Source organism: Salinicola socius, from assembly GCF_001937195.1.
Lineage (GTDB): Bacteria > Pseudomonadota > Gammaproteobacteria > Pseudomonadales > Halomonadaceae > Salinicola > Salinicola socius.
On record NZ_MSDO01000003.1, the window covers coordinates 1 to 20,450 of the forward strand.

Annotated in this window: 18 protein-coding genes; 5 read left to right on the plus strand and 13 right to left on the minus strand. The window is 61.3% G+C overall.

What is annotated here, in order from left to right:
- Positions 1-732: pyrimidine/purine nucleosidase domain-containing protein (locus BTW07_RS02925; RefSeq protein ID WP_144076795.1), on the minus strand; the 732-nt coding region annotated here is incomplete at its 3' end.
- 34 nt (positions 733-766) lie between these two features.
- Positions 767-1,054, minus strand: coding sequence for a YfcL family protein (locus tag BTW07_RS02930; protein WP_075568671.1), 288 nt, complete (start codon positions 1,052-1,054; stop codon positions 767-769).
- Between the two features lie 230 nt (positions 1,055-1,284).
- Here BTW07_RS02930 and BTW07_RS02935 point away from each other — a divergent pair, with 230 nt between their 5' ends.
- Positions 1,285-2,205, plus strand: coding sequence for a LysR family transcriptional regulator (locus BTW07_RS02935; RefSeq protein WP_075568672.1), 921 nt, complete (start codon positions 1,285-1,287; stop codon positions 2,203-2,205).
- 135 nt (positions 2,206-2,340) lie between these two features.
- On the opposite strand, the gene gcvP is transcribed toward BTW07_RS02935, so the two are convergent.
- Together gcvP and gcvH are read right to left on the minus strand one after the other, a co-directional pair.
- Complete coding sequence (gene gcvP, locus BTW07_RS02940) at positions 2,341-5,241, minus strand: aminomethyl-transferring glycine dehydrogenase (RefSeq protein WP_075568673.1); 2,901 nt, start codon at positions 5,239-5,241, stop codon at positions 2,341-2,343.
- A 95-nt stretch (positions 5,242-5,336) separates the two neighbouring features.
- The gene (gene gcvH, locus BTW07_RS02945; protein WP_075568674.1) at positions 5,337-5,741 is read right to left on the minus strand and encodes a glycine cleavage system protein GcvH; all 405 of its coding nucleotides are present in this window, start codon (positions 5,739-5,741) and stop codon (positions 5,337-5,339) included.
- Positions 5,742-6,308: 567 nt separating this feature from the next.
- On the opposite strand from gcvH, the gene BTW07_RS02950 reads away from it, so the two are divergent.
- Positions 6,309-7,640, plus strand: coding sequence for an alanine/glycine:cation symporter family protein (locus tag BTW07_RS02950; RefSeq protein ID WP_425272019.1), 1,332 nt, complete (start codon positions 6,309-6,311; stop codon positions 7,638-7,640).
- Positions 7,641-7,678: 38 nt separating this feature from the next.
- Positions 7,679-8,791, plus strand: coding sequence for a glycine cleavage system aminomethyltransferase GcvT (gene gcvT / locus BTW07_RS02955; protein ID WP_075568675.1), 1,113 nt, complete (start codon positions 7,679-7,681; stop codon positions 8,789-8,791).
- A 227-nt stretch (positions 8,792-9,018) separates the two neighbouring features.
- On the opposite strand, the gene BTW07_RS02960 is transcribed toward gcvT, so the two are convergent.
- From BTW07_RS02960 to BTW07_RS02980, 5 genes are all read right to left on the minus strand, one after another.
- Positions 9,019-9,636, minus strand: a complete 618-nt coding sequence (locus tag BTW07_RS02960; RefSeq protein ID WP_075568676.1) for an alpha-ketoglutarate-dependent dioxygenase AlkB family protein — start codon at positions 9,634-9,636, stop codon at positions 9,019-9,021.
- 11 nt (positions 9,637-9,647) lie between these two features.
- Positions 9,648-10,202: a phosphatase PAP2 family protein gene (locus BTW07_RS02965; protein WP_075568677.1), complete on the minus strand. Its 555-nt coding sequence runs from the start codon at positions 10,200-10,202 to the stop codon at positions 9,648-9,650.
- Positions 10,171-11,328: a glycosyltransferase family 4 protein gene (locus BTW07_RS02970; protein ID WP_075568678.1), complete on the minus strand. Its 1,158-nt coding sequence runs from the start codon at positions 11,326-11,328 to the stop codon at positions 10,171-10,173. The genes BTW07_RS02965 and BTW07_RS02970 overlap by 32 nt, the downstream gene beginning before the upstream one ends.
- A 137-nt stretch (positions 11,329-11,465) precedes the next feature.
- A complete protein-coding gene (locus BTW07_RS02975; protein WP_075568884.1) occupies positions 11,466-12,293 on the minus strand; it encodes a murein hydrolase activator EnvC family protein in 828 nt (275 codons plus the stop codon).
- Complete coding sequence (locus tag BTW07_RS02980) at positions 12,293-13,168, minus strand: acyltransferase (protein ID WP_075568679.1); 876 nt, start codon at positions 13,166-13,168, stop codon at positions 12,293-12,295. The genes BTW07_RS02975 and BTW07_RS02980 overlap by 1 nt, the downstream gene beginning before the upstream one ends.
- A 438-nt stretch (positions 13,169-13,606) precedes the next feature.
- On the opposite strand from BTW07_RS02980, the gene BTW07_RS02985 reads away from it, so the two are divergent.
- Positions 13,607-14,923, plus strand: a complete 1,317-nt coding sequence (locus BTW07_RS02985; RefSeq protein ID WP_075568680.1) for an MFS transporter — start codon at positions 13,607-13,609, stop codon at positions 14,921-14,923.
- 161 nt (positions 14,924-15,084) lie between these two features.
- Here the strand turns inward: BTW07_RS02985 and BTW07_RS02990 are convergent, their stop codons facing one another.
- The 4 genes from BTW07_RS02990 to BTW07_RS03005 form a co-directional block, all read right to left on the minus strand.
- Complete coding sequence (locus BTW07_RS02990) at positions 15,085-15,354, minus strand: GrxA family glutaredoxin (RefSeq protein ID WP_075568681.1); 270 nt, start codon at positions 15,352-15,354, stop codon at positions 15,085-15,087.
- 150 nt (positions 15,355-15,504) lie between these two features.
- A complete protein-coding gene (locus BTW07_RS02995; RefSeq protein ID WP_232823723.1) occupies positions 15,505-16,344 on the minus strand; it encodes an inositol monophosphatase family protein in 840 nt (279 codons plus the stop codon).
- Between the two features lie 82 nt (positions 16,345-16,426).
- Positions 16,427-16,981, minus strand: coding sequence for a response regulator transcription factor (locus BTW07_RS03000; protein WP_075568682.1), 555 nt, complete (start codon positions 16,979-16,981; stop codon positions 16,427-16,429).
- A gap of 160 nt (positions 16,982-17,141) precedes the next feature.
- Positions 17,142-18,413 (minus strand): ATP-binding protein, encoded by a 1,272-nt coding sequence (locus tag BTW07_RS03005; protein WP_075568683.1) that lies wholly within the window; start codon positions 18,411-18,413, stop codon positions 17,142-17,144.
- A 389-nt stretch (positions 18,414-18,802) separates the two neighbouring features.
- Between BTW07_RS03005 and BTW07_RS03010 the strand changes: the two genes are divergently transcribed.
- Complete coding sequence (locus BTW07_RS03010; RefSeq protein ID WP_075568684.1) at positions 18,803-20,392, plus strand: peptide chain release factor 3; 1,590 nt, start codon at positions 18,803-18,805, stop codon at positions 20,390-20,392.
- Positions 20,393-20,450: the final 58 nt, after the last annotated feature.

The window sequence follows — 20,450 nt, forward strand, 5'->3', positions numbered from 1 at the left end:
TTCGAGCCGCTTTTCGATATCCGGCATGATCACCAGTTCGTTGACGATCGGGTTGGGCGACTCGGCGGCAATGATGCCGGGTTCGGAAATCCCCAGATAACGGCTGTCCTTGCGCCGCTGCTTGGCATGGGCCAGGTTGGCGCCCTTCATCGGTCCTTTCATGGCGCCCGGACCGCAACCCGTGCAGATGTCCAGTCCGCGCAGACCCATGTGGTAGCCCACGGCCTTGGTATAGTCATACTCTTCGCGAGTAATCGAGTGGCCGCCCCAGCAGACCACCATGCTCGGTTCCTGCGCCGTGCGCAGCGTCCGGGCATTACGCAGGATGTGGAATACCGCGTTGGTGGCGCCTTCGTTGGTCTCGAGGTCGAACTTGGGCGTGCTCTGGATCTCGTTGTAGACGTAGACGATATCGCGCAGCACGGCGGACAGCTGCTCCCGCACGCCTCGGATCATTCGCCCGTCCACGAAGGCGCAGGCTGGTGCATTGGATAGCTTGAGACGGATGCCGCGATCCTGTTGCAGAACCTCGATGTCGAAGTCCTTGTAGGCTTCCATGACCGCCAGGCCGTCGTCGGTAGGGGTATCGCAGTTGAGAATGGCCAGCGCACAGCGCCTGACCAGATCGTGAAGCCCGCTCGTCGACGTGTCGCGCAGTCGATTGACTTCGGATTGGGACAGCACCTCGAGACTACCCTCGGGGGACACGATGGTTGATAGCGTCTCAGGCATGGACGACATCCTCATGAAAATAGATAACGGTGATTCAGAGATCGGCGCGAGCGGCAGCGGTTTGCCAGAGTTGGGCAATCTGCTCTTGATCGGCATCGCTCATGTTGTCCTGAGCGAAGGTGCTCTCCAGCCACTGCCAGTAGGTCGCATCGAAATCGTCGGCGTCGACTTCGGCCGGGTCGTATTCGGCCATCTCCTGTACCAGAGCGATTTGCGGAATCATGTAGCCCAGCGCGAACAGTTCGCCGTCGGCGGCGTTCTGTTCCATCACGAGTAGGGTTTGCTGCACGGCCTTGGCGCGCTGCGCAAAGGGATCAGACATAGGGTTTTCAATCCTGAGTGAGAGCCTGCCAATGCTAACATGAGCGACTGATCGTCGCAGTGGGGGGCGCCCGCCGGTACAGGCACTTCTGGCGGGATGCGGCTCTGCCCATAAATTGCTATGATTGGAAAGTCGTTAGCCGACAACGGGGCGTTATCGCAAGGCGGCCTGCGGAACACGCCGAGTCGAGACGCTTTTACTGCCGTACAGCGTGAGTGATCCGCGTTTCCATGTTCAACGCCCAGTATTTTCGTACTTACATGATGCTCGTCGAGACGGGAAGCTTCACCCAGACCGCGCGCAAGCTCGATATGACCCAGCCCGGTGTCAGTCAACATGTGCGCAAGCTCGAGGAGTATCTCGGACGCTCTCTGCTCAATCGCCATGGTCGACGCTTCTCGCTGACCGATCCCGGTCGCCGAGCCTATGACTACGCGGTCAAGCTGTTCGCAGAGCACGAGCATTTTCGTCACTCGCTGGACGATGATTCGCCGGATAGCGGCGAATGTCGCATTGCTTCTCCGGGTAGCGTGGGGCTGATGTTCTACCCATTTCTGCTGGGCTATCAGCAGATGCACCCGGGTCTGACGGTCAACTACAGCTTCGCGTTCAATCATGAAATCGCGCAGGACGTCGCGGCGGGTCGCTACGACATTGGCATCGTTACCGAGACCAGCAAGCATCCTGATCTGCGCTTCGAGGCCTGGCATCAGGAGCCGCTGTGCCTGGTGGTGCCCGCGGATTTCACGGGGACCACGCTCGGTGAGCTGCTGGCGTTGGGATTCGTCAATTACAACGACGGCAACACCAATGCGAGCCTGGTGCTGCGGAGCAACTTCGGCAGCGAGTTTCGCAGCATGAGCCATTTTCCGCGTCAGGGATTTACCAACGAGGTGGGTCAAGTGCTGGATGCGGTAGCCCGCGGGCTGGGATTTACGGTGGTTTCCCGCCCGGTGCTGGAGACGTCGCCATGGCAGCGCCAGGTCAAGGAGATGACGCTGGATCAGCCGGTCTACGAGACGCTGCACCTGGTATCGCGGACGGACGTCGAATTGCCCAAGCGTTATCGTCAGTTGCTGGAGTCGTTCCGCCAGCAGCGGCTCAATTCCCTCTACGGCTATAGCGAGCTTCCCACGCTGGAAACGACCTGACCTGACTTGTCGGGGCTGGGTGGGCCGCTGCCGGTGCTAGCTATCCACGCTTCCCATACCACTGAAAGCGGGTTGGAAAACAGAACGGCCGCTCACTGAGCGGCCGTTCCACGTTTCATCGGTTCAGGTTCGAGCCTACGACACGTCCCGGTAGGCGTCGATCGGCGGGCAGCTGCAGATCAGGTTGCGATCTCCGAACACGTTATCGACCCGATTGACGGCTGGCCAGTACTTGGCATCACGCACGGCTTCGGTGGGGAAGGCTGCCCGTTCGCGCGAGTAGGGGCGCTCCCAGGTCTCTTCGGTCACGTCGGCCATGGTGTGAGGTGCCAGCACCAGCGGGTTGGAATCCTTCGGCCATTCGCCGGACTCGACCCTGGCAATTTCCTCCCGAATGGCGATCATGGCATCGCAGAAACGATCCAGTTCATAGCGCGACTCGGATTCGGTAGGCTCGACCATCAGGGTTCCGGTGACGGGGAAGGACATCGTCGGCGCGTGAAAGCCATAGTCCATCAGGCGCTTGGCGATATCTTCTTCGCTGATGCCCGACGCTGCCTTGAGCGGACGCATATCGAGAATGCACTCGTGGGCCACCGTGCCGTTGGCAGCCTGGTAGAGCACCGGGTAGTGCGCCTGCAGGCGCCTGGCGATGTAATTGGCATTGAGGATGGCCAGCTCGGTCGCTTCACGCAGTCCGCGAGCCCCCATCATCTTGATGTAGGCCCAGGAGATCGGCAGGATCGAGGCGCTGCCGAAAGCCGCCGCCGAGACGGCGCCGGAATCCTTCTCTATGCCTTCCTGCGGCGTCACGACATGATTGGGCAGATGGGGTGCGAGATGCGCCTTGACGCCGATAGGGCCCATGCCCGGGCCGCCGCCGCCATGCGGAATGCAGAACGTCTTGTGCAGGTTGAGATGCGAGACGTCGCCGCCGTAGTCGCCGGGTCGGCACAGGCCGACCTGGGCATTCATGTTGGCGCCGTCGATGTAGACCTGCCCGCCGTTGTCATGAACGAGCTGACAGGCCTGACGGATATTCTCCTCGAACACGCCGTGGGTCGAAGGGTAGGTCAGCATGATCGCCGAGAGGTTGTCCCGGTGCTTGGCAGCCTTGGCCTCGAGATCGGCCATGTCGATGTTACCGTCTCGATCGCACTCGACCACGACCACCTTCATCTGCGCCATGGCGGCGGAAGCGGGGTTGGTGCCATGGGCCGAGCTCGGGATCAGGCAGATGTCGCGATGGCCTTCACCCACGGCGGCCTGATAGCGACGAATGGCGACCAGACCGGCATATTCGCCCTGAGCGCCGGAGTTGGGCTGCATCGAGATATTGTCATAGCCGGTGATCTCGATCAGGAAGTCGCTGAGCTCGGTGATCATCTGGCGATAACCGGACGTCTGCTCGCTGGGCGCGAACGGGTGGATGTCGGCAAATTCCGGCCAGGTGATCGGGATCATTTCACTGGTCGCGTTCAGCTTCATGGTGCACGAGCCCAGCGGGATCATCGCGTGAGTCAATGACAGGTCGCGGTTTTCCAGGCGTTTGAGATAGCGCAGCATCTCGGTCTCGCTGCGAAAGCGCTGGAAATTGGGATGCTGAAGGAACTCGCTGTCGCGACGATAGTCAGCCGGGATCCCGCTGGCGCTCTGCTCGACGGCTTCTCGATCGAGCTCGCTCACGGACAGGCCGTGCTCTTCCCCGATCAGCACGTCGAACAGGACTGCCAGATCGGCGGCGGTCGTGGTCTCGTTGAGACTGACGCCGACTTCGCCGTCGGCGGAATAGCGAAGGTTGATCTCGCGGGTCAGGGCCCGCCCCTGGATTCGATGACTGTCGATGCCGGTCAATGTCAGCGTGTCGAACCAGCTGTCGTGCTTGAGAGCGATGCCATGTCGCTTGAGACCCGTGGCCAGCAGCGTTGTCAGACGGTGAATGCGACCGGCGATGGTCTGCAGGCCTTCGGCACCGTGGTAGACCGCGTAGAAGCCCGCGATGTTCGCCAGCAGTGCCTGCGCGGTGCAGATGTTCGAGGTCGCCTTCTCGCGGCGGATGTGCTGCTCGCGGGTCTGCATCGCCATGCGCAGCGCCGGGCGCCCGCGGCTGTCCTTGGAGACACCGATGACGCGACCCGGCAGCGAACGCTTGAGCGCTTCGCTGGTCGCGAAAAAGGCGGCATGAGGGCCACCGTAACCCATGGGCACGCCGAAACGCTGGGAGTTGCCCAAAACGATATCCACGCCCATGGCGCCGGGTTCCTTGAGCAGAACCAGGCTCATCAGATCCGCCGCCACGCAGGTCATGATCTGGCGCGACCGCGCATCGGCGACGACGCTCTCGATATCGCCGACCTCGCCATCGATGCCGGGATATTGGAGCAGGGCGCCAAACACGTCTTCATGTGCCAGTTGCGCTGCGGGGGCCACGACCAGTTCGAAGCCAAGGTAGGCCGCGCGGGTACGCAGCACGTCGAGCGTCTGCGGCAACACGTTGTCGGCGACGAAGAAGCGCTGGCTCTTGTGCTTCTTGTTCGAGCGCCGGCACAGCGCCATCGCTTCTGCTGCCGCCGTCGCTTCATCCAGCAGCGATGCGTTGGCGATCGCCATGCCGGTCAGGTCCATCACCATCTGCTGGAAGTTGAGCAGTCCTTCGAGACGGCCCTGTGCAATTTCCGGTTGGTACGGCGTATAGGCCGTGTACCAGCCCGGATTTTCCAGCACGTTGCGTTGTATCACCGCCGGTAGGTGCGTCGGATAGTAGCCTTGGCCGATATAGCTCTTGAACACCTTGTTCTGCCGTGCCAGGCCACGCAGGTAGTCCAGTGCTTCCGACTCGCCACGCGGTCCGTCCAGCGCCAGATCCCCTTCGAGACGGATCCCCTTGGGGATGGTACGGTCGATCAGCGTCTTCAGCGACGGCATGTCGAGCGCCTTGAGCATCTCGGTGACATCGTGATGGTGCGGGCCGTTATGGCGCTGAAGGAAGTCGGCGTGGTTGGCCAGTTCGGTTAACGGTCGAGTCTCGGTGGGCATAATCTATCCGGCGGAATGGGCAGGGGAGGGAGGAAACCGTTCGGTGGTGATCGCCACCGAACGGTCAGGACGCGAAGACGATGGAAGCGCGCCGCTCAGTCGTTCTGATCTTCCTCGGCGGCGACCAGCTCGTTGTAGGCTTCTGCCGACATCAGCGATTCCAGATCGGCCTGATCCGCCAGCTGCAGCTTGAGCAACCAACCGTCACTGTAGGGGGAATCGTTGACGGTCTCCGGGCTATCTTCCAGCGCCTCATTGACCTCGACGATTTCGCCCGCCAGTGGAGAGTAGAGGTCGGATGCAGCCTTGACCGATTCGATGACACCGAACTCGTCGCCCGCATCCAGTTCGCGACCCGCTTCCGGCAATTCGACGAAGACCACGTCACCCAACGCTTCCTGGGCGTGATCGGTGATACCGACGGTGACGGTGCCATCACCGTTGTCGAGCACCCATTCGTGGCTGTCGGTGTAGAGCAGGTTGTTGGGAATGTCGCTCATGAGGGTTTCCTATACGAAACAATTTTCGGAACGGGGAATTTTGGTGAGTATTATGCATCAATACCGCAGCGATTGGCATAGCCTCACCTGCTTCCCGCTCTGCCTGATGGGATTAGCGCTACTAGATTGAGCCTAGATCCAAAAAACGTCCAGTCTCGCAATGCCGTTCTCCGCCATGCCCGGTTGACTCGGCCTCTGAGGCGGGCGATCCCTCTCTGCCAGGCGGTGTCTTCAGTTGCCAGTTCAAGCGATCACGTTCAAGGCCTTCACGATACGGCGCCGATGGTCCAAGGCACGGGTTTCTTATTGGAAACACCGGCGCCATTCGCTAAGGTGGCGTCAAGCGTCGACAGGCGCTGAATGATACTGGATGAATGCTTTGGGATAATTGTGAATACGTAGTTGAATCCTCTATCGTTGCCCCGTTTTGACCTTTAGAGATCGTTCGCGGCAATCAACGCACACGTTAGCCCGTTCGACAGCAACAATAACGCGATAATGGAGTTCGACGTGGACCAACTCAACACGATATTCAGCGCTATCAACGGTGTGGTCTGGGGCCCGCTGATGCTGATCCTGCTATTCGGCGTCGGCATCTATCTACAGCTGGGCCTCAAGTTGCTGCCCATTCGCAAGCTTGGGCTCGGCTTCAGCCTGTTATGGCGCGGACGCCGCAGCGACGCTGATAGCCATGACGAAGGTGAGATATCCCCGTTCAATGCACTGATGACGGCGCTATCGGCGACGATCGGCACTGGCAATATCGCTGGTGTTGCCACGGCCATTGCGCTCGGTGGACCGGGTGCGGTGTTCTGGATGTGGTTGACCGCCCTGGTCGGAATGGCAACGAAATTCGCCGAGGCGGTACTGGCGGTGCGTTACCGTCAGACGGATTCCAATGGCGATCACGTCGGCGGGCCGATGTATTACATCCGAAATGGCCTGGGCAAGCGCTGGGCCTGGTTGGGCGGAATGTTTGCGTTCTTTGGCGCCGTGGCGGCGTTCGGGATCGGCAATACCGTCCAGGCCAACTCGGTGGCGGATGCGCTGACGACGTCGTTTGGTGTTCCGGCCTGGCTGACCGGCGTCATCATCATGGTACTTGCCGGCGCGGTCATTCTGGGGGGCATCAAGCGTATTTCCAGTGTTGCCGGCAAACTGGTGCCTTTGATGGCCGTGGCATATTTCGCGGCGGGCGCGGTCGTATTGATCATCAACGCCGATCAGATTGGTGGCGCATTGGGTACGATTTTCACGCATGCGTTTCAGCCGATCGCGGCCAGCGGCGGTTTTGCCGGTGCCGCGGTAGCAGCAGCCATTCGTTTCGGCGTGGCGCGGGGGATCTTTTCCAACGAGGCCGGTCTCGGGAGCGCACCCATCGCCCATGCTGCAGCTCAGACGCGCAACCCGGTGCGTCAGGGATTGATTGCCATGCTGGGGACTTTCATCGATACCCTTGTCGTCTGCACCATGACGGCCCTGGTGATCCTGACTTCGACACACTGGCTGGATGGCGAGAGTGGTGCGGCGTTGACGTCGTTGTCGTTCGATAGTGCCTTGCCGGGCGTGGGGCAGCACATCGTGGCGATTGCCTTGTCGATATTCGCTTTCACCACGATCCTGGGCTGGTCGTTCTACGGCGAGAAGTGCTTTCAGTATCTGTTCGGCGATCGGGCTATCCTGCTGTATCGGATCCTGTTCGTGCTGGCGGTGCCGATCGGTGCGATGGCGAAACTGGACTTGATCTGGCTGGTGGCGGACACCTTCAATGCGATGATGGCGATCCCCAACCTGATTGCTCTGGCGTTGCTGTCGCCGGTCGTTTTCAAACTGACTCGCGATCACTTCGCCGGCAAGACGGTGCTGCCGGGCGAGGCGCTGGAAGATCGCGACCGGTAAGCATGAATGCTTCAATCTGCCCTTAACTGGAGACATCGATGTCGACTATGAAACAGACCCCGCTGTTCGCGCTGCATCAGGAGCTCGGTGGCAAGATGGTGCCGTTCGCCGGCTACAGCATGCCCGTGCAGTATCCGCTTGGCGTCAAGAAGGAGCACGAGCACACGCGCAAGGCCTGTGGTCTGTTCGATGTCTCCCATATGGGGCAGGTGAAGGTGACCGGCCCCTCTCCTGCCAAGGCGATGGAAACCCTGGTCACTGCCGATGTGGTCGGGCTGGCCGAAGGTGGCCAACGTTACGCACTGTTCACCAATAGCGAGGGCGGCGTCCTGGATGACCTGATGATCGTCAATCACGGCGACTCGCTCTACGTGGTCGTCAACGCGGCGTGCAAGGATCAGGACATTGCGTTGATGCGCACCGGTCTGGGCACCGGCCATGATGTCGAAACTCTGGATCGCGGGCTGCTGGCACTGCAAGGCCCGCAAGCGCGGGACGTCATGCAGCGTCTGTGTCCGGCTGCCTGCGAACTGGTATTCATGCAGCATGCTCGCTTCGACGTCATGGGCCATGAAATATGGGTCAGTCGTAGCGGATATACCGGTGAGGACGGTTTCGAGATCTCGGTGCCGGCCGAGGCAGCCGAAGCGCTGGCACGATGGTTCCTCGACCAGCCGGAAGTCGAGCCGATCGGACTGGGTGCGCGCGATTCGTTGCGTCTCGAGGCCGGTCTTTGCCTGTACGGCCACGATATCGACACCACCACGACACCTGTCGAAGCGAGTCTTTCCTGGGCCGTCGGTAAATCGAGGCGAGTCGGAGGCGAGCGCGAGGCCGGCTTCCCTGGGGCCGATATGGTGCTCCATCAGTTGCAGGCCAAGGATCATCGTCGCCGTCGGGTCGGACTGATTGGCGAAGGTCGGGCGCCGGTCAGAGAGGGAGCCACCTTGTTTGACGCCGACGATAGGGAAGTCGGGCGCGTCACGTCGGGTAGCTTCGGCCCTAGTGTCGGGGCGCCCGTCGCCATGGCGTACGTCGTCATCGAAGCGGCCGAGAAAGGCGCGACGCTCTACGCCGATGTTCGTGGCAAGCGCCTGCCGATGGTGATCAGCTCAATGCCTTTCGTGGCGGCTAACTACTTTCGGGGTTAATGGCCACCGAAGCTAACGCCGGCATGCATCGCAAAGAGCCGAATCGATCTGTCTGAGAAAAGCCCAGGTCATCATTTATACCGTTATCTTGTTGACGCCTCCCTGAAGCAGGGAGGCGTTTTGTCTGGACTTGTCATCACCCTGCCAGGGGTCCTGATCTCGGTCCTGCAGCTATCGGTCCTGCAGATCTCGTTGAAGAGCCAGGAGAATGGCCGTCGGGTGAAGCACTAGACGATGCGGCGGAAGGTGAGGTTGATGCGGCTACCCTCGATGGCGCGTGGCGCCAGCGCGTGCTGCCATCGAGTCTGGGCGCCGGGGCCCATCAGCAGAAGGCTGCCATGGGGTAGCCAGACGTTGAACGCGCCTCGAACGGCACCCGCTTTTTCCCGAAACCGGAGAGGGCGCTCACTGCCGAGCGATACCGAGGCCACGATGGGATTCTCACCAAGTTCCGGCTCGTCGTCGCTGTGCCAGCCCATGCGTTGCTCGCCACTCGCGTAGCGATTCAGCAGCACGCTGTTGAATTCGGTAACGGGCAAGTCGTGAGCCCGCAAGCTCCGCTGAACCCGATCGCGTAGCCTCTCGACCAGCGGATGCCATGATCGCGGCTGGAACGTGCGGCCGGAGTAGCGATAGCGGGCGTCACTGTCTCCCATCCAGCATTGGGATCGAGGAATGGTGTGCTGCCGGCCGTAGAGTCGCAGGGTGGGAGACTCCCACTCGATCTCGTTATCGAGTGCATCGTGGAGACGTGAGGCTCCGTCGGTCGATAGGAAGTGCGGGTGTAAAGCCAGCAGGGGAGAGTCTTCAATCTGTTGCCATTCGCTGTTATCGGGATCGGGCATGACGATGGCCTTCAGCCCCAGATGAACAGAGCGGCAAGCCCGCTGCACCAGGCCAGGATCGCCCCGATCAGCGCGCCGACGATGACGTCGCTGACGTAGTGCAGTCCCAGCACGACGCGCGAGACTGCGATCAGGCCAGCGAGAGGAAGCACGACAGGCAGTAGCTGCGGGCTGGTAGCGCCAATCAGGCAACTGAACATCACGGCATGCAATGTATGCCCGCTGGGGAAGCTGTAGCGGTCGACCGGCGGCATCGTGCAACGAATCGTGGTAAACGTGATGTAGGGGCGCTCGCGACACAGTCGAGTCTTGAGAAGACGATATATCAGGGCTGCCACGCTGGCGGTAAGACCCCAGTGTGCCGCGATCAGCCAGCCTTGATTCCCGTGCAGCAGGGGTTGGATCAAGGCGAACGCGACCCAGGCTGGCCAGTCGCCAAGTCGACTGACGACGCGAAACAGCCAGAGCGTCGGGGTATGACGGGAGAATTCCGCCAACCAGTGGCTGAGCCGGCTCTCGGCGCGGTCCAGCTGCTCAAACGTGGGACGTGGAATGCGTGGCGGCATGTTGAGTTCCCTGGACCTGAATCAGATGGGCAAGAAAGCGGTCACCGATATGGGCCCAACTCAGGCCCGAGGCTCGTTGACGCGCCTGGCGTCCCAGGCGGGCGTAAAACGCCGGCTGGCGGCAGAGTTCGCTGGCCGCATCCATGAAATCCTGATTTCCCTCCGGTGCGATCAGGCGTCCATCGACACCGTCGGTTATCAGTTCCTTGGCCGCGGCGTGATCGAAAGCCACCACCGCGAGCCCGCTGGCCATGGCTTCCGGTACCACATTGCCGAAGGTTTCCGATAGCGAGGGAAAGATGAACATGTCCGCGCTGGCGTAATGGCTGGCAAGCGCTTCGCCGGTTTGGAAACCGGTGAAGATGGCATCCGGCAGGCGTCTGGCGATCGTCTTGCGGGCAGGGCCATCGCCGACCAGCACCTGCACCAGCGACGGATTGGCACGCTGCATGGCGGCCATCGTCTCGGCCAGCAGATCGATATTCTTCTCGGCGGCCAACCGCCCTACGTAAAGCGCCACGGGCTGCTGGGGGCCAGCCCCCCATCGACGTCTCAGTTCGGCATCGCGATGTCCCGGGTTGTAGCGAACGGCGTCGACGCCTCTCGCCAGCACCGAGACACGGCGATAGCCGGAACGCTCGAGCGTCTGTTTCTGGGCCGAGGTGGGAACCAGCGTCGCTTCGCAGCGATTGTGGAAATAACGCAACCCGCGCCGGGCAATGGGGATGCTCCAGCCGAGGTGGTAGTTGCTGGCGTACTGATCGAAATTGGTATGAAACCCGCTGACGACCGGAATCTGCAGGCGCCGGGCGGCGTTCAGGGCTGACCACCCCAGTGGCCCTTCGGTCGCGATATAAATCGCATCCGGGCGCTCCTGCCGCCACAGACGCATCAGTCGCCGCCGGCACGGCAGGCCGACGTGTACGTCGGCGTAGATCGGTAGCGCGATACCCCGGACATGGACATCCCGTTCCGCCAAAGGGTCGAGTTTGGCGTCCGCCGGATCGGGGCGGATCAGCTGCAACAGGACGCCCTTGGAGACCAGATGGCTGGCGAGATGGCTAAGCGTGTGAGCAACGCCGTTGACCTCCGGCGCCCATGTTTCACTGACCAGGGCTATACGCATTGTTACCACTCCTTCCACGCCGGCGAAGTTGCCGAAATCCCCGGTCCGACGCCGATCGTGTTTGATCCTGTCTTCGATCCTGCGGGGTACCGATGACGTCAATGTGTCACGCTGATGACGAATGCATGACATGCCAATCAGCGTAGCACGCGCGCGGGATCCACGGGTTTGCCGCCATGACGAAGATCGAACAACAGGTGATGGCGGCTACTGCCGCTCTCCTGGCCGATTTCGCAAACGGGGGCGCCGCTCGAGACGGATTGTCCTTCGGAGACCATCAGCTTGTCGCAGAAGGCATAGACGCTCTGCATGTTGTCGGCGTGGTGGAGAATCACCACCTGGCCCAGCTGTCGCATGCCGCTGGCGAATCGAACCTTGCCCGAGGTCGTGGCCTTGGCAACCGCCGGCCCCGGTGTCGACATCATCATGGGCTGCAGGGTGCCGTGGGCATCCCGACCGAAACGGCGCTCGATAGCGTAATTGTCCAGAGGCCACTGCCATCCGCGAGCCGACGCGGGAAGCGGGCCGGGGTCCGGCAGGGATCTCGAAGCCGCCGGTGTCGACGCCGCACGGGTACCGCCGGATGAACCGCCACTGAGCGGCACCTGAATCAGCTGCCCGACAGCCAGATCGGCGGGATCGATACCGCTGTTGGCGGTCTGGACGCGCTGGGGATTGGCACCGAAATGGCGTGCGATCGAATAGATCGAATCGCCGCGCCTCACTTGATAGCGGTACGGTCCGCCGCCCGGGGCTCGTTCCTGGCTCGACGGCAGCATCAGGCGCTGGCCGACCGCCAGTCGGCGAGAATCCACCCCTGGATTGAAACGTTGCAGGCGGAGGAGCGGGATTCCGGCCTGATCAGCGATCTTTCCGAGCGTGTCGCCGCGCTGCACGGTCACCCATCCGCCACCGTCGGCAATACGGGTGCCGCCGCCGCTGGCGCAACCGCCAAGCAGGAGCATCACTCCCAGGAGAAGGAGGAGAGCGCCGCGTCTTTTTCCTGCCACCGTGAATTCAACCATGTGTAGAAACGTTCCTTGTAATGAGCATCGTCGTAGCTCCCCTCCAGCATCCATTCCGGTCTGTCGAGACATTTCGCGATGATCGCGACGTCCCGCTCGCGACCACACAGGAAATCCCAGAAGTTGGGCGTCCCGCGACGATAATGCAGGGTGACGTCGATGATGCCGTCCAGACGCGATCCCAATAGCCCGATGACCTGGGCGATTCCGCCGGCCTTGGGTCGCAACAGATGGCGGTAGGGGCTCTGCTGCTGGCGCTGCTTTTCCTGCGTGAATCGAGTCCCTTCGACGAAGTTGTAGATCGTCATCGGCATCTCGCGGGCATGTTCGCACATCCGCAACGTCGCCTCACGATCCCGCCTGGCCAGCCCGGGATTGCGGGCGAGCTTCTCGCGACTGTAGCGGCGCATGAAGGGGAATTCGAGCGCCCACCAGGCGAGTCCGACGATCGGGACAAGGATCAGCTCCCGCTTGAGGAAGAATTTGGGCATGGCCATGCGTCCCGTCAGCACGTAGAGCATGACGATGATATCCGTCCAGCTCTGATGATTGGCCATGACCAGCCACCATTGGCGACGAGAGAGCGTTTCCGGAATGTCGGCCCGGATCTGTGGATGAATCCAGTGCCGAATCCAGACGTTGTTGGTTCTTATCCACGCAAGAGCGACCCAATGCAGCCCGCCGAGCACGCGCAAACGCCAGCGCCGAACGGGCGTCACCAGTTTGACCGCGGTCAGCATGACCAGGGGGACGCCCCAGAAAAGCGTATTGAGAACCAGCAACAGGACGCTGATGCAACCCTTCAGGGTCGACATGCCATTCTCCATCAATGACTTGGGTTCAATGTTACTGGAATGTCTTCAGACTGCACAGCGCTCGGACGACAATGCCGGCCCGCAACGACAGCGAGTCGGCGGGACCAGCCAGCTCTGGCGATAAAGAATGAGATTTGCCATTGACGAAAAACTGACCAATTTAAGACAAGCAGGGATAGGGACCGCCGAGCACTGCGCTTCGCCACCGGAAATGCACAGTGTTATCCACAGAAGATGTGAATAATTCGGATCGGCGCACAGATCGTGGACGTGACAGCCATCGGCGAAGAACCATGCTGCATGATCTCGGCAAGATCGCCCTTGAATTGGTAGACTGCCGCGCGCTTTCGCCTCCTGTTACGGCGAAGCACCGCTCATTGATCCTAATCGATGCCATTCGTCGACTGAATTTTTCAACGTCGCTGCCAGGAGACTCTGTTGCGTTCACTACCCGCGACTCTACCGATTCTGTTTCTTTGCGAAATCAGCTTTCTGCTCGGGCACGGGTTGATCATGACGCTGCTCGGCGTGCGCATGTCGTTGGAGGCGTTCCCGTCGCAGATGGCAGGCTTGCTCATGTCCTGCTTCTCGCTTGGCTTCGTTGCCGGCAGCTACTGGCTCGAAAAACGCATACGCAGCGTTGGCCATATCCGAGTCTTTGCCGCCTGTGCGGCGCTGCTGTCCGCCACCGCGATCCTTCATGGCCTGTGGGTCAATCCTTGGGCCTGGCTGGTCTGGCGGTTGTTCGGCGGCGCGGCGACGGCGGGGCTGTTGATGGTGATGGAGTCTTGGGTGTCCGGCGAGTCGACCAACGAGAACCGGGGCCGGGTGCTGGGGTGGTATCTGGTGATTTCGACGCTGTCGCTGGCAGGTGGACAGTGGATGCTGAACATGGCCGATCCTGGCACCTTCGTGCTGTTTTCCATCGCGGGCGTGCTGTTTGCCCTGTCGCTGGTACCGCTGTCGATCCATCGCATCCAGGGACCCTTGCGCAGCAGTCACGACGTGTCCGCCAAGATCTCCATGCGCGAACTGATGAAACGCGCTCCGGTGGGGCTGGTAGGGGCCTTCGTCGCCGGGTTGATGGTGCAGGCGTTCTTTGCCATGACGCCATATTATGGGCAGGAGATCGGGCTCACCACAGCGCAGACAGCGAAGTTCATGTCGATAACGACCCTGGTGGCACTGATCGCACAGTGGACGCTCGGGCGCGTCTCGGACCGTTTCGATCGGCGCAAGGTCATTCTGTGCATGGCGCTGGTGATGACGATCTCCGGAGTGATGATCGTCTTCGCGGCGCGCTCGAGTTACTGGCTGCTGGTTTTCGTGGCCAGCTTCCACACCGCGATGCTGCACACGCTTTACTCGCTGAGCCTGGCCCACACTCACGATTGGCTGGAGCCCGAGGAGACGATCCAGGCCAACGCCAAGATCCTGATGTGTTATGGCGTGGGTTCGGTGGTCGGGCCGTTCAGCGCATCACTGCTGATGCATAGCATGGGTCCGGATGGACTTTGGCTGTTCCTGGGCGCAGCAGCGTTGGGACTCGCGGCTTTCATCGCCTATCGCCTGTGGCGCCGCGAACCGGTCATGGCGCCGGAAGAGCAGGAACCCTACATGCCGCTGGTGCCGATGGTGGAATCGACCCACTACATCAATGAGCTGGATCCCCGCCACGGACCTCATCAATACGAGCTGAATCTGGAAGGGGACCTGGCGCCGGGACATGACGACTCGGGCTATTCGCCGGCTTGACGCGGTCGCGTGCGCCCGCAATGCCGAGACCGACGCCCGACGCCCACGGTCTATCCAGAGTGGGTGAGACAGGTTCGGTAGGACAGGTTCGGTAGGACGGGCCAGTAACGACAGAAGCCGGCACAGGCCGGCTTCCGGGATCTATCTCACATCGACTTCGGTCAGGCGTTCTCGGGCATCAGGGCCTTGTCCTGAACGTACTGATCGAATTCAGTGAAACCACCGACATGCGTCTGGTCGACGAAGATCTGCGGTACGGTTTCCACCGGTTTGCCGATGGTCTTCTCCATATCGGCCTTGGTGATGCCTTCGGCGTGAATGTCGATATAGCGAAAGTCGAAGTCTTCGCGAGCTTCCTTCAGCTTTTCGGCCAGCTCCTTGGCGCGAACGCAGAACGGGCAACCGGGGCGGCCGAAGATGACGGTCAGCATCGATGGTTCTCCTGAATCGGATAGTGAAAAGGTCGGAAAAGTAAGATGGGGGTTATTCTTTCGTATTAAACCCAACCGGCCCAATAGAGTCTCGCTACATGCCCCATTGCACGCTGCTATCGGGCCCGGTCGGCGGGCTTGGCCGTGAAGCTAGGGATTGGGCGCGTGCCCGGCGTCGAAGCGCTGTCCCGCATCGGCATCGCGTAGCAGATTCGCCAACGGTGCATGGATACCCGGGGCGCTGACCAGCAGGTTTTCACCGTAGAGCTCGGCGGGCAGCCCTTCGGGACACGCGTAGAGATGGCTGGTGCTGGCACCGGCCTCGCGCGCGATCAGCAGTCCCGCGGCGAAATCCCACGGGAGAACACTCTCGTAGTAGGCATCCAGCTGACCGCAGCCGACGTGGCAGAGATCCAGCGCCGCAGAGCCGTTGCGACGAACGTCGCGGCAGGCATGAAGCACGTGGTTGAGACGTCTGATCAGCGGCGCGCGACGGTCGCGAGCGTACGGGAACCCGGTGGCGACCAGGCTCCGTTCCAGGGTTTTCGACTGGCTGCAGGCCATCGGCTGCTCATTGAGCTGCGCGCCTTGGCCGCGTACGGCAGTAAAGGTTTCTCCGAGGAAGGGTGCATGAACCACGCCCAGATGGACCTCCCCGTCGACTGCCCAGGCGATCGATATCGCGACATGCGCGTGACCGTAGGCGAAATTGACGGTGCCGTCGATGGGATCGACGATCCAGAGCGAGCCACGCTGTTCGAGCTGGCTGCGATCCGGCGCCAACTCCTCGGTCAGCCGGGCCTCGCCGGGGAACAGCGATTCCAGCTCGTCGGCGATCATCTGGTCGACGGCGACATCCACCTCGGTCACCAGTTCGTCACCCCCCTTGTATTGGCGGGTGAAATTTTGCTGCTGACGTGCCTGGACGATCATGTCGCCGGCCTGGCGGGCAATACGCATCATCTGCTCGAGGCGTTGGGGGTGCTTCACGTTAGGCTCCTGGCGGAGAAAATGAATTCGCAAGGCTGATCCGAACTGTCGGCCCTGTGGTTTCGGTCACGGGCTTTGTCGATCAATGTCTCACCGGGCGTTTCTGCAGTTTACGTTGCAGCGTCCGACGGTGCATGCCCAGCGCCCGGGCGGTCGCCGAGATATTGCCGTCGTGCTCGTGCAGCACTTTCTGGATGTGCTCCCAGGTGATCCGGTTCACCGATGGCGGGTTGTCGGCGATTTCCACATCGACGTCGCCGCTCTCGCGCTCGAGCGACTGCAGGATCTCGTCGGCGTCGGCGGGTTTGCAGAGATAGTTGGTCGCGCCCAGTTTCATCGCCTCCACGGCAGTGGCAATGCTCGAGTAGCCGGTCAGCACGACCACGCGGCATGACGGGGCCACTTCCAGTAGTGCAGGCAGCAGCTTCAGGCCCGAGTCGGACTCCAGCTTGAGATCGAGCGTTGCCAGCGCGGGTGGAGCCTCCCGTGCCGCCGCCAGTGCCTCATCGTAAGTATGGGCAACGACCACGTCGTAGCCGCGGCGGCGCATGGCGCGCTCCATTACGAAGCAGAGCTGTTCGTCGTCGTCGACGATCAGCAGACGTTCCTGATCGCCTGTTCGTTGCGAGTCATTCATCACTGAATCCTCCTGTCGCTGAATCTTTCCGGCACGGGTTCTTGCTGACCCTGAACCGGGTTGATCTGAAACGCTCTGGTCGATTCCTTTGGCCCTGAATTTCCATGGTTGCGAATTTCCGTGACGCTGAATGTCATGGGCCAGGCGGGGAACGCCAACGCTACAGGCTTTCGCCAGCCATGACGCGGGGGAGCTTGACCTCGGTCAAGGTACCGCCTTCTTCATGGTTGTAGAGACTCACGCCGCCACCGAAGCGATTGACGGTGGCGTGGGTCAGAAACAGGCCGATGCCCATGCCCTTGCTCTTGGTCGAGATAAAGGTGTCGCCTAGCTGGTCCGCGATCGACATCGGGATGCCCGGGCCCTTATCCCGAATGTCGATGACCACCTCTTCGGCATTCCAGTCGAGAGTGGTGACGATGGCATCGGGGCTGGCGTCGGCGGCGTTGTTGAGCAGGTTGATCAGTGCCTGCTCCAGGGTCGCATCCACCGCAATGCTCGGCTGGCCACGCTTGCCGAGTACCTCCAGCCGGTGCTGGACATCGGGCCGCAACACCAGCCAGCGCTGGATGAGATTCTCGAGCCAGGGCATTGCGCGCATCGTTTCGGGCTTTTCGAGGCGGCGGCGGTCGGCATTCGCGACAAGCGTCTGCAGCCGCTGCTTGCAGGTATCGACCTGCTTGCGCAGTAGATCGATATCTTCCACCAGCGCGGTTTGCTGACCGGCCTCATGACGCATCTCGTTGAGCAGGACGGCCATCGTCGACAAGGGGGAACCGAGCTCGTGGGCGGTGCCGGCGGCCTGCGTTGCCACCGCCAGAATCTGCTCGTTGCGCAGCGCCGCCTCGCGCGTCCGGGATAGTGTCATGTCCCGTCGGCGAAGGGTGTGCGCCATCTTGAAGATGAAGAAGGTCAACAGGCTGCCGGAGAGGATGAAATTCAGCCACATGCCCAGAGTATGCAGCTGTACGCCGAACACGATGGTGCTATTGGTCAGTTGGGGGACCGGCTGATAGACGAGCATCATCGTTGTATAGCTGGCGGTGGCCGCCACGGCGATGATCCAGGCATAGGACCAGGGGAGCGTGGCCGCGGCGATACCCAACGGAACCAGTAGATAGGTGATGAAGGGGTTGGTCGAGCCGCCGGTGTAGTAGAACAGCAGACTCAGCCCGGCGATATCGATCAGCCAGTGCAGCAGATACTCGGTATCGGTGACGGCGCGCGGCCGACCCAGGCGCCACCATGTGGCCACGTTGAACAGACCCATCGCGACGATGACGCTGATGACCGGCAGCACATGCAACTGAAAGCCCAACACTTCGATACCGAAGATGATGGCGGCGAGAAAGCCGGTCCAGGTAATCCCGCGGACGATCGTCAGGCGAACCAGGTTGCGGTTCGGCGTCGCGAGCGGAAGCGGCTGCAGCATGATCTCTCCGGATCGAGTCGGGGCACGGTCGTCGGTCGAATGCCGGTGGGCGGCTGACTCGATATCGCTGCCCGGGCACGCGTCATGTTACCGCATGCCAGGATCGGGCGTGAGCCCATGGGTGCCAGTCATTGACGGAAAGCGGGGCGCCCGTTTGTCGCAGGTGGCGGCCCGTCAAGGCGATGTCGCCGGTACCTTAAAAAGGATCGGGGCGATTTCCACTTTGAGATGATGCAGTTAACGCCGCTTGGTCACGCCGACGTGGGCCCGGCGGCGGCTACAACTCTTTCCGCTCAACGCGTACAATCGCTGCCATCTTCGATTCTCCGCGCACTCGCGACCCTCTTCCGATGGTTCGCGTGAGTCGCCTCTAGTCAGTGAAGCCACACATGTCAGATGCTCAGCTTGCCCAGGAAGCGGCGCTTCGCCGCACGTTCGCCATTATCAGTCACCCGGATGCGGGCAAGACGACGATCACCGAAAAGATGCTGCTGTTCGGTAACGCCATTCAGCTGGCGGGTTCGGTCAAGAGCAAGCGGGCCGAGCGCCACGCCACCTCCGACTGGATGAAAATGGAGCAGGAACGTGGCATCTCGGTCACCACGTCGGTGATGCAGTTCCCCTACAACGGACGCATCGTCAACCTGCTCGATACGCCCGGCCACGAGGATTTCTCGGAGGACACCTATCGCACCTTGACCGCGGTGGACTCCGCACTGATGGTCATCGACGCGGCCAAGGGGGTCGAGGATCGGACCATCAAGCTGATGGAAGTCTGTCGACTGAGGACGACGCCGATTCTGACCTTCGTCAACAAGATGGATCGGGACACCCGGGATCCGATCGAAGTCATGGACGAGATCGAGACGGTCCTGAACATCCAGTGCGCACCGATGACCTGGCCCATCGGCATGGGGCGCCAGTTCAAGGGTGTCTATCATCTCTATGATGATGTGGTTCATCTCTATACCCAGGGCCAGGGCAACCGAATTCCGGAAGACAGGCGTATCGAGGGGTTGGACAGCGCCGACGTCGATCGGGTGCTGGGCGAGAGCGCAGCGGAAGAGCTCCGGATGGAAGTCGAGCTGGTGAGAGGCGCTTCCCACGTCTTCGACCTGGAAGCCTATCGTCGTGGAGAGCTATCGCCGGTCTACTTCGGCACCGCGATGGGCAACTTCGGCGTTCGCGAGATGCTCAACGGGTTCGTCGAGTTTGCCCCGACGCCGCAGCCGCGGGAAACCGATGCCCGTGAAGTGGTCGCCGACGACGGCCGCTTTTCCGGTTTCGTCTTCAAGATTCAGGCCAACATGGATCCCAAACATCGGGACCGGGTTGCGTTTCTGCGGATCTGCTCGGGCAAGTACGAGCGGAACATGAAGATGCGCCATGTGCGGATCGGCAAGGAGGTCAAGATCGCCGACGCGCTGACCTTCATGGCCTCCGATCGCTCCCATGTGGAAGAAGCGTGGCCGGGCGATATCATCGGGTTGCACAACCACGGCACGATCCAGATCGGCGACACCTTCACGGCGGGTGAAAATATGCGGTTCCTGGGTATCCCGCACTTTGCGCCGGAACTGTTCCGTCGTGTTCGACTTCGCGACCCGTTGAAGATGAAAGCGTTGCAGAAGGGCCTTCAGCAGCTGTCCGAAGAGGGCGCGACCCAGGTATTCCTGCCGCTGGACAACAACGATCTGATCGTCGGCGCGGTGGGCACGTTGCAGTTCGACGTCGTCGCGCATCGGCTCAAGGAAGAGTACAAGGTCGATTGTCTCTATGAGCCGGTCAATGTCCACACGGCGCGCTGGATCTACAGCAAGGATGCCAAGAAGCTCGACGAGTTCAGGCGCAAGGCGAGCACCAATCTGGCGATGGATGGCGGCGATTACCTGACCTATCTGGCGCCGACCCGGGTCAATTTGCAGATGACCCAGGAACGCTGGCCTGACATCGAGTTCAGAGCCACCCGCGAGCACTGAGCCCGAGAGTCGGCATGATTCGCCGGGCGGCCTGATCGACTCGGCCTGCAGGCCGTTT

What these genes read in the sequence shown, in the direction of transcription:
- BTW07_RS02990 (WP_075568681.1), bottom strand. Translation starts at nt 15,354, where the DNA reads ATGCTGACCGTCATCTTCGGCCGCCCCGGTTGCCCGTTCTGCGTTCGC.
- BTW07_RS02965 (WP_075568677.1), bottom strand. Translation starts at nt 10,202, where the DNA reads ATGCCGCCACGCATTCCACGTCCCACGTTTGAGCAGCTGGACCGCGCC.
- BTW07_RS03005 (WP_075568683.1), bottom strand. Translation starts at nt 18,413, where the DNA reads ATGCTGCAGCCGCTTCCGCTCGCGACGCCGAACCGCAACCTGGTTCGC.
- BTW07_RS02980 (WP_075568679.1), bottom strand. Translation starts at nt 13,168, where the DNA reads ATGTCGACCCTGAAGGGTTGCATCAGCGTCCTGTTGCTGGTTCTCAAT.
- BTW07_RS02960 (WP_075568676.1), bottom strand. Translation starts at nt 9,636, where the DNA reads ATGCCCGATCCCGATAACAGCGAATGGCAACAGATTGAAGACTCTCCC.
- BTW07_RS03010 (WP_075568684.1), top strand. Translation starts at nt 18,803, where the DNA reads ATGTCAGATGCTCAGCTTGCCCAGGAAGCGGCGCTTCGCCGCACGTTC.
- gcvT (WP_075568675.1), top strand. Translation starts at nt 7,679, where the DNA reads ATGTCGACTATGAAACAGACCCCGCTGTTCGCGCTGCATCAGGAGCTC.
- BTW07_RS02950 (WP_425272019.1), top strand. Translation starts at nt 6,309, where the DNA reads ATGCTGATCCTGCTATTCGGCGTCGGCATCTATCTACAGCTGGGCCTC.
- gcvP (WP_075568673.1), bottom strand. Translation starts at nt 5,241, where the DNA reads ATGCCCACCGAGACTCGACCGTTAACCGAACTGGCCAACCACGCCGAC.
- BTW07_RS02930 (WP_075568671.1), bottom strand. Translation starts at nt 1,054, where the DNA reads ATGTCTGATCCCTTTGCGCAGCGCGCCAAGGCCGTGCAGCAAACCCTA.
- BTW07_RS02970 (WP_075568678.1), bottom strand. Translation starts at nt 11,328, where the DNA reads ATGCGTATAGCCCTGGTCAGTGAAACATGGGCGCCGGAGGTCAACGGC.
- BTW07_RS03000 (WP_075568682.1), bottom strand. Translation starts at nt 16,981, where the DNA reads ATGAATGACTCGCAACGAACAGGCGATCAGGAACGTCTGCTGATCGTC.
- BTW07_RS02935 (WP_075568672.1), top strand. Translation starts at nt 1,285, where the DNA reads ATGTTCAACGCCCAGTATTTTCGTACTTACATGATGCTCGTCGAGACG.
- BTW07_RS02975 (WP_075568884.1), bottom strand. Translation starts at nt 12,293, where the DNA reads ATGCTCCTGCTTGGCGGTTGCGCCAGCGGCGGCGGCACCCGTATTGCC.
- gcvH (WP_075568674.1), bottom strand. Translation starts at nt 5,741, where the DNA reads ATGAGCGACATTCCCAACAACCTGCTCTACACCGACAGCCACGAATGG.